At 39.7% G+C, this 13,515-nt stretch carries 12 protein-coding genes and 1 pseudogene; 6 read left to right on the top strand and 7 right to left on the bottom strand.

Annotated elements, in window-relative coordinates; all coding sequences use genetic code 11:
- The first annotated feature begins 19 nt into the window (after window positions 1-19).
- Window positions 20-1,396 carry a DUF4435 domain-containing protein gene (locus HMPREF2955_RS01205; protein WP_246830029.1) on the top strand — a complete coding sequence of 459 codons (1,377 nt, stop codon included), beginning with the start codon at window positions 20-22 and terminating at the stop codon, window positions 1,394-1,396.
- A 41-nt stretch (window positions 1,397-1,437) separates the two neighbouring features.
- Here the strand turns inward: HMPREF2955_RS01205 and HMPREF2955_RS01200 are convergent, their stop codons facing one another.
- Window positions 1,438-1,674, bottom strand: coding sequence for a hypothetical protein (locus HMPREF2955_RS01200; protein WP_070720134.1), 237 nt, complete (start codon window positions 1,672-1,674; stop codon window positions 1,438-1,440).
- 54 nt (window positions 1,675-1,728) lie between these two features.
- On the opposite strand from HMPREF2955_RS01200, the gene HMPREF2955_RS01195 reads away from it, so the two are divergent.
- Complete coding sequence (locus tag HMPREF2955_RS01195) at window positions 1,729-2,259, top strand: DUF1016 domain-containing protein (RefSeq protein WP_019186871.1); 531 nt, start codon at window positions 1,729-1,731, stop codon at window positions 2,257-2,259.
- A 98-nt stretch (window positions 2,260-2,357) separates the two neighbouring features.
- Window positions 2,358-3,665: pseudogene (locus HMPREF2955_RS01190) on the top strand (IS5 family transposase).
- A gap of 159 nt (window positions 3,666-3,824) precedes the next feature.
- On the opposite strand, the gene HMPREF2955_RS01185 reads toward HMPREF2955_RS01190, so the two are convergent.
- From HMPREF2955_RS01185 to HMPREF2955_RS01160, 6 genes are all read right to left on the bottom strand, one after another.
- Entirely contained in the window at window positions 3,825-4,484 is a 660-nt protein-coding gene (locus HMPREF2955_RS01185) for a hypothetical protein (RefSeq protein ID WP_019186874.1), read from the bottom strand.
- 21 nt (window positions 4,485-4,505) lie between these two features.
- Window positions 4,506-5,432 carry a relaxase/mobilization nuclease domain-containing protein gene (locus HMPREF2955_RS01180; protein WP_070720132.1) on the bottom strand — a complete coding sequence of 309 codons (927 nt, stop codon included), beginning with the start codon at window positions 5,430-5,432 and terminating at the stop codon, window positions 4,506-4,508.
- The gene (locus HMPREF2955_RS01175) at window positions 5,429-5,776 is read right to left on the bottom strand and encodes a MobC family plasmid mobilization relaxosome protein (RefSeq protein WP_019186876.1); all 348 of its coding nucleotides are present in this window, start codon (window positions 5,774-5,776) and stop codon (window positions 5,429-5,431) included. Before HMPREF2955_RS01175 ends, HMPREF2955_RS01180 begins: the two co-directional genes overlap by 4 nt.
- 103 nt (window positions 5,777-5,879) lie before the next feature.
- Window positions 5,880-6,770, bottom strand: coding sequence for a CHC2 zinc finger domain-containing protein (locus HMPREF2955_RS01170; RefSeq protein WP_070720130.1), 891 nt, complete (start codon window positions 6,768-6,770; stop codon window positions 5,880-5,882).
- Window positions 6,771-6,951: 181 nt separating this feature from the next.
- Entirely contained in the window at window positions 6,952-8,001 is a 1,050-nt protein-coding gene (locus HMPREF2955_RS01165; protein WP_019186878.1) for an AAA family ATPase, read from the bottom strand.
- Window positions 7,998-8,309 (bottom strand): DUF3853 family protein, encoded by a 312-nt coding sequence (locus tag HMPREF2955_RS01160; protein WP_019186879.1) that lies wholly within the window; start codon window positions 8,307-8,309, stop codon window positions 7,998-8,000. Before HMPREF2955_RS01160 ends, HMPREF2955_RS01165 begins: the two co-directional genes overlap by 4 nt.
- Window positions 8,310-8,650: 341 nt before the next feature.
- Between HMPREF2955_RS01160 and HMPREF2955_RS01155 the strand changes: the two genes are divergently transcribed.
- Genes HMPREF2955_RS01155 through HMPREF2955_RS01145 form a run of 3 tightly spaced genes read left to right on the top strand, consistent with a single transcriptional unit; the run spans window position 8,651 to window position 12,935 of the window.
- Entirely contained in the window at window positions 8,651-10,339 is a 1,689-nt protein-coding gene (locus HMPREF2955_RS01155; protein WP_019186880.1) for a DUF262 domain-containing protein, read from the top strand.
- Window positions 10,340-12,433 (top strand): DUF262 domain-containing protein, encoded by a 2,094-nt coding sequence (locus HMPREF2955_RS01150; RefSeq protein WP_070720128.1) that lies wholly within the window; start codon window positions 10,340-10,342, stop codon window positions 12,431-12,433.
- A gap of 10 nt (window positions 12,434-12,443) precedes the next feature.
- Window positions 12,444-12,935 (top strand): hypothetical protein, encoded by a 492-nt coding sequence (locus HMPREF2955_RS01145; RefSeq protein WP_019186882.1) that lies wholly within the window; start codon window positions 12,444-12,446, stop codon window positions 12,933-12,935.
- Window positions 12,936-13,515: the final 580 nt, after the last annotated feature.

The following is a 13,515-nucleotide window of genomic DNA, read 5'->3' as shown; positions in this document are numbered from 1 at the left end:
TTTCTATCGATTTATTAGGGTGGGAAACTTTAGTAAAGGATTTAAATGGGAATGGGGAAAACCTACATCAACTCTAGTAAATGATTATGAAAGCGTGTTGTCTGCAGTCTTTGCTAGAGAGAATAGAGAAAATAAAGCTTATGTGAAAGAGTGTAAGCAATTAGAAGCAGAAGAAAAAACACACAATAAGGTCCCTAAAATGATCTCAGACCTTATTATTGAAGTTTGGGATTCTGTGTTTCCTCATCGGAAGATAAAGTTAGAAGATGCTTCCATTAAAGTTGCTCTTCCTAGTGATGAAACGACTACATATCAAGCGAACAACATGTCTGATGGAGAACGTGTTGCTATTTACTTAATAGGACAATGCCTTATTGCACCTACTAACACTATTGTTGTAATAGATGAACCGGAAATTCATTTACATAAAGCGATTATGCATAGGTTATGGGATGAAATTGAAAAGCGTTGTTCTGATAAAACCCTTGTGTATATAACGCATGATCTTGATTTTGCAGCTTCTAGAAAAGATGCTGCCAAGATCTGGGTCAAATCATATCAAGGGAACTTGACTTGGGAGTATTCTATTCTTGCCCCTAATGCTGATATTCCCGACAAGCTCTACTTTGAGGTTCTTGGAAGTAGAAAGCCTGTATTATTTGTAGAAGGAGAGAAGGGTAGTTATGACTCTCATCTATATTCATATATTTATGATGGCTATAATGTAATTCCTTGCGGCAATTGTTATAACGTAATTGCTATGACCAAAGCCTTCAATAATGAGGAAGTCAAGAAGTTACACAATAACAATATCGTTGGTATTGTTGACAGAGACTATATGACTCGCGAAGAGATAAATGCCATTGAGAATAACAATATAAAAGTATTGCCTATTGCTGAAATAGAAAATTTATATCTCCTTGAAGGAGTTGTCAGAGCTGTTGCTGAAAATCAAGAATTATCTGCTGATAATATATTTGAAATAGTTAAGGAGTTCGTTTTTAAAGAGTTCTTAAAAGAAAAAGAAACGCAAATATGTAAAATGTGCGAAAGAGATATACACCATAAACTGAAGGGTTACAGTGTAGGAAAGAAACCAACAAAAGCCGATCTAAGAAAACAACTAAAGGATATTGTTGATCAAATTGACACGGATGGCATGTATGAGGAATATGAAAATCAGATCGATCAAATTATAGCAGAACAGAGTTATGATGAACTTCTTTTGCTATATAATCGAAAAAGCCTACACAAAAGAGTTTCTCCTTTCTTTGAACTTGCTACAGATAATTATTCCAAGTTAGTTCTACGCTTACTTAAAACTGACAGAGGAAAAGTTATTATAGATTCGATGAGAAAGAGATGTCCTAATTTATCTGAAGTAAAAGAATTGTAATTCTCTCAATTGCGTTTGATGAGCTGCTACGACTTGTGTTCTCACCAGTCGGGGACGGATAAACCGTTGATGGAGAGGAAGGGATTCTGCTTTGAATCGTTTTCAATGCAGAGCATCGTGCCATCTTCCTCGAAGTAGCGTCTGTACATGGATAAATAGATCTTGGCTTTGGCTTGCATGGTGTTTCCAGTGCGATACATTTGCGTTATCTGATCATCCGAGAAACCCATAAACGTTAAGAGCCTGCGTACATTGAGGAGGATAAGGAATAGAGGCATATACCGCTGAATGAAACTTCACTCTTCTTCGTAGGCTTTCTGATTCTTACACTGATGTGCCAGATCACGGTCCTTATTTTTGAGCCTGTCTTGCAGAACGACAACCTCCTTGTGAATGTGGTTTTGCAGAGCAAACTTGCGCAGGAGACATTAAAAGCCCCCTACAACTTTGATTTTCTCACCATGCGCGAAGACTATGACGAGAGGGATTTGGAAGATGAATTGACCAAACACATCACTCAGTTACTTCTGGAGCTGAGCAAAGGTTTTTCCTTTTGTGGCAGGCAGGTAGAGCTTGTGGTGTCAGGAACATCTTATCGGATTGATATGCTTTTTTACCATATTCGCCTTAAATGCTATGTGGTTGTAGAGTTGAAAACCCATGCCTTCCAACCAGAATATGTTGGTAAACTCAATTTCTATGTTACGGCAGTTGACAAATTGCTGAAGCAAGAAGAAGACAACCCTGCGATAGGGCTTCTCATTTGTAAGACAAAAGATGAGACCAAAGTGGAATGGGCTTTCAATGGCATCAATAAGCCATTAGGTGTGGCTGCTTATGAAATAAATAGTCCTCCCTTATAAACCTAATATTCTGCTGATTCATAGTACATTATCCTGTAAATTACTTGCTTATATCTGCAAGTTTTTGTACCTTTACACTATAATTCTTGCAGATATTTATGCTTAAACGTACATCTAAACAGCTCTCTATGTTCTCTTCTTTAGAGGACATGCTTAGTCATCAACATCCCCTTTTCCAACTTAGTAATAAGATTAATTGGGAATGTTTTGAAAATGCTTTTTCTCCTTTGTATTGCAGCAATAATGGTCGCCCGGCTCATCCTATTCGCCTGATGTGTGGTCTTTTAATCTTAAAACATTTGCGTAATGTGTCAGATGAAATGGTTGTTTTTCAATGGAGTGAGAATGCTTACTATCAATATTTCTGTGGTGGACTTGAATTTATGCCAAAACAACCCTGTGACGCTTCCGAGTTAGTTCACTTCAGAAATCGTATAGGTGAGGAAGGTATGGAGTTAATATTAGCAGAAAGTATCCGTGTTAATACCAACCATGATGACGAAGATCATTTTGATACTGCTTTCATTGATTCTACCGTGCAGGAGAAGAATATAACCAATCCTTGAGATGCCAAGTTGCATAAAAAGATAATCAAAAACGTTCTGAAGATCGTTCATGACAATTGTCTTCCTCTACGACAGAGTTATACGCGTACCTTGAAAGGCATTTACCGTTCCCAACGTTTTCGTAATCATCCCAAGAATCGTAAGAAAGCTCTTAAGGCAGATAGGCAACTGAAGACCATAGCAGGTAGATTAGTAAGAGAGCTAGAGCGTAATCTTGGGAGAAGGAAAGGATATGAGAAGATGTTTGAGCTATATTACAGAGTTCTTTCTCAGAATAGGAAGTCAAAGAACAAAGTATATTCTCTGCACGAACCAGATGTTGTTTGCGTCAGCAAAGGTAAGGAACATAAGCAATATGAGTTTGGCAATAAAGTATCTATTCTTCGCTCATGGTCAGGACTTATTCTTGGTGCATGTTCTTTTAGGAATGAATATGATGGGCATACTATCGAAAAGACGTTAGAACAAACCCAAAGGATGACAGGAAAGCAGGTTGATAAGTTAGCAGGAGATAGAGGGTATAGAGGTATAAAGCAGATTGGGCAGACAAAGATACTCATTCCAGACGTTCCTAAAGCTAAAGACAGCTACTACCAAAAGAAAAAGAAACACAAACTATTTTGTAAACGAGCAGGTATAGAACCAACAATAGGACATCTTAAAGCAGACCACCGATTATCTCGCAACTTTTATAAAGGTGTGAAAGGAGATGCTATCAATGTATTATTAGCTGCGGCAGCATATAACTTCAAAAGAGCTATGAGAGTTCTTTTGTACCTTATAAAAAGAATCAGCATAGAGCTTGTCAGTACAAGTTTTATGCTGAAATATAGTTTTTAAGGAACGACTAAATAACATCATACCGAAGGAAATTGTTTCAAAATTGCCCACAATTGAAGAGGTCGAACAAGGACTTAATAAGGTTGATGTTCCTAAGAAATCTTCAAAGGAATAGAATAATCTCCCCTAAATAGCAAAAATGCTACTTGGGGGAGTATTTTATTCTTTCAAATGCTTCTTCAATTCACCCTGCTCCTGCAAAATACGTTTCTGTTCCATCAGTAACTCGGATTGTCGTTGTAGGGCTTGTTCGTAATTGATAACCTTCTGCTCTAACTGATGGATGGCTTGGGGATTGCGATGCGAGATAAACATACTGTCAAGATGAGCAAAGTCTGAGACGGTGGCTTTGCCTTGCATACGCAGATAGCGGTAACGCAACTCGTAGTCAGAGGCGGTTTGAAGTTCATGAGCACCCATGGAGAAAAACCAACAACTCACCATGACTAAACCGCAAACAAGACCTAGTAAAATTCGCTCGGCTAAACGTACACTAGCAAAGAGCGAGTAGTTCTTAAACACCACTGGCTTTTGTTGCTCGCTGATAAGTTTTTGTAAGGCTTCAAACTTTGTGTCGAGTTTCTTGAACGACTCTTCTAATGCCGCCAAAACAAAAAGTTGGTGCTCTTTGATTTTGGCTTTCGTTTCTTGGGATAGTTGGAGGTGTACAGCTTTGGGCACTTGGGTGTTATCTTGAGGCTTCGTATTTTGTTGCTCAACCAAAGCAGTACGAAGTTCTGCCTGTGACTTCTTGATGGTTTTGCATTCTTGTTTGAGTTCTTCGAGGATGTCGAGAATGGGGGCTGTTTCATTATTCATACTGATATAAATTTGATGTGATTAAATTCTACGTTTGCGATTAGCTCTATTGCGAAGTTTCTTTTGAAAACGTATTTCGTCTACATCTACACCAGCATTAGACGTTGGCAGTGTGAAACTTTCGACGAATGCTTCGGATAGTTCTGTAAGAAAATTACTCGATCCTTCAGAAACCTCCTTAGACACTAGTACAAGTTGTTCATACTGTTGCTGCTGATTATTTTGATTGAGCGTTTCATTAAGTCGAGCAAAGGAGTATGAGCGGTCTATCTTCGACCCACTAAAACTACATCCGTCTTTTACAAAGATGATTCCTGGGATAACATCGGTATTGCCTTTCGTCTTGAAACGAGTGGTAATACCTTGTTGCTCTAGACCAGCAACAAAAACTTTCCAATTTTTCGATTGGGGTAACACTGCCTTGATGGCATCGAATATCTCATACTTCAATTTATCTTCCCCCCGCAATCGAGGGCGATTCACCTTTTGTTTTCCTTCCCCAATAGTCAAGCCATAACGTTCAGTCAATTCTCTGCAAATCTTTGTGGAGCGATATTTCTCGTTGCGGTCGGTGATGGTCTTGCCATCGTTGCCAATGCGGTTGATGCAAATATGCAAGTGCGGATGCTGGCGGTCACTGTGCCTTACAATCAGGCTCTGTGTATCGGCATAGCCCATTTTCTCTAAATACTCATCGGCAATCTTCACCATCATAGCATCCGTTAATCTTTCGGCGTCATTTGCAGAAAATGAGAGGATGGTATGACAAACTGCTTTTTGTACATTTGGACGCATAGATGCTTGCAAATTGAAGTCGTGTGCAATATCATTTGCCAGAGTACTCCGTACACCAGTAGCAGCTAAGACTTTCGCTTTATCATCCGGCCTATTGAGCATATAATTGATGACACCATTGAAGTCTGTTCCTTGTATAATCTTGGCAATCATGATTTCAATCGTTTCAAGAGTTCGTGAATAAGTTGTTTTAGCGCATTCAAATCTTCATGGATTGCAGAGATACCGAAAGTATTGAGCTGATGGGCTATCTGATTGAGATTGTTTGCCATCCCTGAAACGCAACGAATGAGTTGCATATCTTCGGGTTTGATACGACTCTTTATCTCTGCTTTGGTGATGAGTTGTCGCAAAAACTCAGTGCGCGACATAGAGGCTTCACGAGCTTTGCCCTGCAGGGTGTAATACTCCATCGTGTTGAGTCGAAGCAGTACTTGATATTTTCGTTTTTCAGACAACGTCTTGGTGGGGCGTCCACCCTTATTCTTCTGTTCCATAACTTCTTGTTTTTCATGAGACCAACGGGATTTTCTCTCCCTAGGGAAGGGAGCAAGGAGGTTTTGAGATACTCAAAACACAAACTTGCTTCCCAGATACACACTATCTTCTGATACCATGCTTCGTGGTCGGTAGTAACGGTTGCTTTTCTTTGAGTTGGGACTTAGATACGAGCCATTCGTTGAGGTCTTTGTGCTCTCGGTAGCGTGTAGCACCATCAATGACCTGCGGAAAAATTTGCTTCAAAACGGCAAATGATTTTCGCCCGGCATCGTCATTATCCAGAAAACTTTCCACTTCTCGATAGCCCGCAATCTGTTCTTTGATGCGGGGCAAAAGTGCCAAAGAGTTGAGCACGATGGCATCGCAGGTGGAAGAAGGATGGAACGTTTGCCATGACAGAAAATCCATGAAGCCCTCAAAGATTTGTAGGCATTCGCTTCCTCTTCTAATCGTTGTGGTCGCCTTCGGTGCGATACATCCTTTGAAATATAGACTACGGATTTCCCATCCGCCAGCATCATTAGCAAAGCCGATAGCATAAAACAATCGTCCTGCATTGCGGTAGTTTATCTCATAGCAAAACTCATTGGCGATGGCTGAGTTAATCCCTCGTTCTGAAATATAATTCAGCAAGTGTGGACTGGTAAGTGACACCACGGAAAGAAGTTTCAGCTTATGTTCAGCAAAATCCTTCTTTCCTCCAAAAGAAAAAGGTCTTGGTCTTAATGACGTCCCATTCTCCAATAGTTGTAATGCTTCTGCCATATCGCAATGATGTAAAGCGCATACAAGGTCGATGATGTCTCCATGCTCGCCAGTGCCAAAGTCGTACCACTGGTTGCGCTCTGTATTGACTTTGAAGGATGGTGTGCGCTCATTACGCAGCGGAGAGCAGTACCAATAGTGAATACCTTGTATTCGCGCAGGGGGATAGCCCTGTTGTTGCAAATAATCGGTGATAGAAATTTGCTTGATGTGTTGTATTTCCATTGTTGTTTTGTTTTAAGTTGAAATGAAATTGACGCAGCCTATTTTCTTTTGGAGGCTGGTTGATTCTTGTTTGGTCGGACGGTCGTAAACTATAGGCACCCATTTGCGACCGACCAAACTTATTTCTCTTTGGTCGGGTTGGTTCAGGTATATATAGCCTGCGTCCGACCGACCAAAGGTTTTAGGACTGGTTATCTTGGTTGAGCCGATATTTCCCTCGTTCTTCCTTTATCAGCATGTCTTTGTTGAGCATAAATTGCAGAAGTTCTTTGAGTTTGGTTTGCCCATAAGATTGCCCTACGACCTCAGTATAAGCCTTTTTGAGTGCCACGATAAGTTCGCCATAGGGCAAGACTTCGTGCAAAGAAAAGGCTTGTGTCAATACTTTTCGATGTTCTGTGTCGCTTAGTTCGTGGTAAGAATAGCGGTGGGGGTTGCGCTCATTGTCCGTATAGGTATGGTCGATTTCAGGAACGCACACCTCATCTTCCATTTCCTTGAGCCGAAAAGCAAATTTGTCGAAAGGCTTGGAACGAATGATGGCAGGGGCAACGATGCTTCGCTCGGGCAGCGTGTTGTCCCTCGTGACTTGCAGGACGGTCTCTGCCTTGTTGTTGAGTTCTGTGCCGATATGCCCTCGCACGTTGTCATCGCCTTTGTTGAGGTGAAGCACGGTTTGAATATGGATATTCTGCTCGCTCGTCCACTGCATCAGGTCGCCTACAAGTCTAGTCGCCTCCGTTGAGTTGTTGATGTCGAGCATCAAATCACGAATGCCGTCAATGACCACCAGTCCCACGTTGGGCGTGTTGTAAATGGCGTAACGGATGATTTCTCTGCGCTCGTTCGGGTCGGCAATGGCTCTGAGGTGGCAGAACTTTAGACTCTCCGGCTCTCTATCAATCGGGAGTCCCGCCAATCGCAGAATGCGTTGCATCACAAGTTGGCAATGGTAAGGGCTTTGCTCCGTGTCAAAGTAGAGGATAGTGCGCTTGCTCTCGGGAAATAATGCCCGATACTCCAGCACTTGTCCATTGATAAGGGCTGCTGCAACAATGGCACTCACATTGAAAGTCTTCTTGGCTTTCGCCTTGCCTGTCGAGACACTGAAGTTGCCCAGCGTACCGATGATGGCTTCGCCTGCTTGCAGCACAACAGGCGGAAGCGAGAACTCGTCCGTTACATGGATGAGCGATGCTTTCCAAATGTTTTCATAATCTGTCGTATTCATCCTCGTCCTCTAGTCTTTCGTCCTGCCAACTCCAGCGCAAGGTCGGCATCAACAATAATCTTGCGACCTACTTGCGTGATGGCACGGTCGATTTTACCACTTTGCTTGATGCGATTAGCCGTGGGCAGACTGCACCCAAAGAGACGTGCAATGCCAGCCAAGCCATATACATACCGTCTTTCTTCTTTGGAGGAGGAAACCTTTGCAGTTTCTCCACTTGTGGACATATTGCCGTGTTGTGCAAGGAAAAACAACTCTTCGCCGGTCATCTGCCAAACAGGTTTGCCCAATAATTCGTTTATCGTCATAATTCGATCGTTTTGAAATGAATAATTCGCCCTTGCGCATAGGGCATTTAGTCAGGTCTGACGATGCAAAAGTAGAGGACCTTTGATGTTATTCCAAGAGGCAAGGATGCAGTGGGAAGTATCAGGAAATGTGAGGAAATCATAAGGGCTCACTAAGTGTAAAAACAGCAGCCTAAAATCACACTTTCAGAGATAAACTCGTCATCGCACGCTATCAGATTTAAATGCCTTTGTTCTGAAACCAAGAATAAAGCCCAGCCCTTTATGTTAATACTCAGAGTTTCTTTGTTTTATTGAGGCTAATTTATTACCTTTGTTCATTAGAAATAAATAAGGCAAATATGGAATTTGAACCTAAAGGTATACTGAAAATTGAAGGTAGTTTTTTTGTTCCAGACTATCAGCGTGGCTATAGATGGGGAACATCAGAAGTAGAACTACTATTAAATGATATTACGGAAAACGGCAAGCAACATGGGCAGAATTATTATCTCCAGCCAATTGTCGTAAAGGCTATCGGCAAAAATAATTACGAACTTATCGATGGGCAGCAACGACTTACAACGCTTTATCTAATACTTAGTTATCTGCGTAAACAGCTTCCTAGTGTCCGTATTCGCTATGATATTACTTATGAAACCCGAAAGGAAACACATGATTATCTTCAAAATATAGACTTTAGTAAGAAAGAAGACAACATAGATTTCTTTTTCATTGCCAATGCTTTTGAAACAATTGAAGGTTGGTTTGAAAAGAAGCAAAAGAATGGTGAAGACTTATTGGGGGTATGTATTAATTTTTATCAGCAACTTAACGATAATGTGAAAGTTATATGGTACGAACCGGAGGAAAATGTTAGCGGGGTAGAACTTTTTACCCGATTAAATATTGGTCGTATCCCTCTCACTAACTCAGAGTTGGTAAGAGCATTGTTTTTAAGTAGAAATAGCGGATTGACTAATGGTAGACAATTAGAAATAGCGGCAGAGTGGGATAATATCGAAAAAGAATTGCACTCTCCGGCTTTCTGGGCATTTCTTACCAATTATAATCCAAAAGAATACCCAAACCGAATAGAATTGCTATTTGACATGATGGCTGGTGGACGAAAAACGAAAGATAAGTATGCAACCTTCTTTTTCTTCAATCAGCGCATTAATGAACAAGGGAATAAGATAGATGTATGGAATAGCATTATAGCCTTTTATGAGCAACTAAAAGAATGGTATGAGAGCAGAGAATTATTCCATAAGGTTGGATATCTTGTTGCATTGAACCAAGAAAACCTTCGCCGTTTACTTAATGAAACAAAAGAGATGAAGAAGTCGGAGGTAAGTAGCTATATTGACTGCAAGATAAAAGAAAGTCTTAAAGATATAGAATCGCTGGAGAACTTAAATTATCACGATAATTACCAAGACATTCATAATGTATTGCTCCTTTTCAACATTATCTCAATAATGAAAAACGATGATGATAGTCTGCGCTTCCCCTTTGATAAATATAAGGCAAATGGTGTAAAATGGAGTATGGAACATATACATGCTCAGAATGCTGAAACCTTGAACACAAGCGAGAAGCGAAAAGAATGGTTAAGGCTTCATTACGAAGTTTTGCCAAAAGGAAATAGCGAAGATATTAAAGAGTTAGAATCAAGAATAACAGAAGCTCTTAAATTAGAAGTAGTGAGCAGAGAATTGTTTACCACTCTCCAGCGAGATGTGTTTAGCTTCTTTTCAGAAGAGGAAAATGGTGAATATATAGATAATCTATCTAATATGGCTCTACTCAACTGTGCTGATAATGCAGCTTTGAACAATTCTGTGTTTGAAGTAAAACGGCAGCAAATCATCCAAATGGATAAAAAGGGACACTTCATTCCATACTGCACACGCATGGTATTCCTCAAATACTATAATAGTGAAATAAACTCGCAATTACATTCATGGGACGAAAACGACCGCAAAGCCTATATGTCTGCAATAAGCGAAGCCCTGTCCCCATATCTAACCTCAATAACTGGAGAATAAATGAAACAATATAGCTTTATAGATGTGTGCCAACAAGAGTTAAATGGCATAGAAATACCTCTTATCCAGCGAGATTATGCCCAAGGACGCAAACAAGAAGCAAAAAAGCGTGGTAGATTCCTGCAAGCTTTGCATGAGGCTGTAAAAGGAAAAGGGATAAGTCTAGATTTCATTTATGGAAGTCTTACAAAGGATAAGAAGCTTATTCCTTTGGATGGTCAGCAACGGCTTACCACTCTGTTTCTATTACATTGGTATGCAGCCAAGCGCGATGGCATAGCAAAAGAGGAATGGGAGTGTTTGGGTAAGTTTACATATTCAACTCGTATCAGCGCACGGCGCTTTTGCGAACATTTGCAAGAGTTTACTCCTGTCTCTGAAAGTAAAGACCCTATTTCAGCACAGATACATAACGAGGCGTGGTACTCGCTATCTTGGGATAACGATTCTACTGTGATATCTATGCTTCAAATGTTGGATGATATTGCGCTTACTTTCCATGATATAGATGACCTATGGGAGGAAATATGCAAGAATAAGAAGATTACTTTCTGTTTTAGAACCCTTGAGGATATGGGGGTTACTGATGATATTTATATCAAGATGAATTCACGCGGGAAGCCTCTTACAGATTTTGAACATTTCAAGGCAGAGCTGACAAATTTGATAAAACGGGAAGATTTCAGCCTGAAAATAGACAAAGACTGGACTAATATGCTATGGCCTTACCGAGGAGATAACAATATTATTGACGAAGAGTTTCTTGCTTATTTCCATTTTGTTACAGACATTATATGTATCAAGAAGGGTACCGATATTATTGGGGCAGATCAAGATTTTGATACTGGTAATAGTTATTTTGAAATGATATCGGTTTACAAAGATGAAGATAACCAGAATATCAATTTATTGGAAAGATACTTTGATTGTTGGTGTGAGATTGGGGATATTGATAAGTATTTCAGCAGTTACCTTGCAAATTCCAAATATGAAGAGTCTAAAGTAAAAGTTTACGATTGGAATACCAACTTGTTTAAGGACTGTTGTGAAAATTATCGGGGAATAGGACGAAGAAGAAGCTCTTTTACTATAAATAAAATAATAATGCTATATGCTTTTATTATCAGGAACACTGAAGGTAAACATATTGATGATAAGATATTTCGTCGCAGGCTTCGGATTCTACGCAACCTTGTGTGGAACTCAATTTACGAATTGAGAACAGATCGTATACAAAAACTCTTGGAAGAAACCGAACAGATTATCCTAGAGGGACAAATTTCAGTCAGCAAGGAAGACAGAGGATTCAATCGACAGCAGAAGGAAGAGGAACTCAATAAGCTAATTTGGTGTGAAACCCATTCTGCGTATGTTGATAGTCTGTTCCATTTAGAAGACCATCATCTTCTTTACGGATGTACTGCTATAGCAGATTTGGGAAAGCCAGACATGATAGAAAAACTTCGTACTTTTCTTAATATCGAATTACAAACCATCAGTAGGGCATTGCTTACTTATGGAGATTATGGTCAAACCATTAACAATTACAAGCAGATAGGCAATGGGGCAGAAGACGTTTGGAAACAGCTGCTACATCCTTCTAACCAGAGAGGCGGATTCGAAAATACACGGCGTGTGCTTGCGGAAATGTTAGACAATAGCCCTGCAGTCACGGAAGAAGAGCTGAATGAAAGAATAGACACTTATCTAAAAGCAACAGAAACTCCTAAAGATTGGAGATATTATTTCGTAAAGTATCCTTGCATACTGTCAAAACCAACCAACGGAAAGTACGACTGGAAAAACAGCTATGAGTTAAATATAATGAGTGCCAATACCTATCGTGGGCGTTATTGGGATGCAATTTCCCTTGCAATATACAATAAATATGGAGAAATAGAGAATTTATTTTTGGATAATTGGGGAAATCCTCTAATGTTACCATCAGGAAACAAACTTGTTAATAAGCAAGGGTATTTTATAGTACTAAATAAAGAAGGAGAAACTTTGTATGAAGAAAAGATACCTCAAACTGATGGAGTAGACGCTAAGGATAGAGTTAATATGGCATTGTCGCTGATTAAGAGTTATTAAATAGACGAAGATGGAAGAAAATAACAAGTGGGTCGTTGCAGCAGCCAAAGTAGCACAGCGACTACATAAGGATCAAAAAGATAAGGCTGGTGTAAACTACTTTAGTGGACACTTGTCTTACGTTGCCTCCTTGGGAAAAACATGGCAGGAAAAGGTTGTTGGATATCTTCATGATGCAAATGAAGATACACCTAATAGTATTGACTCCATTCTAATGATGCTTGAAGAAGAATCAAAAGACACCTTGCTTGCTCCAGAAAGAGATAAAATTTCTAAAGCATTACTTCTACTCAATCACCATACAACCAAAAGCAGAGAAGAATATATCAAGTGCATAAGTAGAGATCCGTTAGCAAAAGCCGTTAAAATAAACGATTTAACTCACAACATGGATGTTCGGCGTTTACCACATATTTCACCCAAAGATATTGAGCGATTTGAAAGATATAGGAAAGAGTATGCCATTCTTACTAAAGAGTTCACAAGAAATATTGTACACTAAGTGAAGGGTAACTATAAGAAAAGCTTATCCGTTTGGCAAGAGCGAGCTAATCATACAAAATATTCCAAACACTAAGCATTAATATTTATTTGTACGTCATACCCCGATAAGTTATGAGGTTGATATTCATAGTATCAAAAATTTTGGGTGCAATAAAGGGTGTAAATCACGTAACTCGTTGATTTACGCCCTTGTTTGCGGAGAGAGAGGAAAATGAACCTTTTTCTCAACTCCTTGTATCATAGCAATTTATACTTTCCAGTTTTCTCTCTGTAACCAAATTGTAGCCACAAGAGAGTATTTTGAGAGTACCCATAGATACTGTTATGAGAAATACACACTTGTATTTATCGCGTTCAAAGGTACAAAAAATATGAACTGCCGCCAAATATTTGATTGAAAATCTTTTAGAAAGATTCCGGCTACAATTTCAGTGCACGGTGCAAGCCCTTATATATAAAAGGGACTTGCACCGTGCACTGACGGTCTATCCGTGTGTGAAACAATAAAAAATACAAATGGTATCATATTGCCAACATTGGCAATCGTAACTATTCAGCGATACCCGATATATACAGTG

The sequence above is a fragment of the Prevotella sp. HMSC073D09 genome (genome assembly GCF_001814145.1).
Taxonomy (GTDB): domain Bacteria; phylum Bacteroidota; class Bacteroidia; order Bacteroidales; family Bacteroidaceae; genus Prevotella; species Prevotella conceptionensis.
The sequence above is the reverse complement of the archived record's forward strand: the minus strand, read 5'-3'. Positions and strand labels throughout refer to the sequence as shown.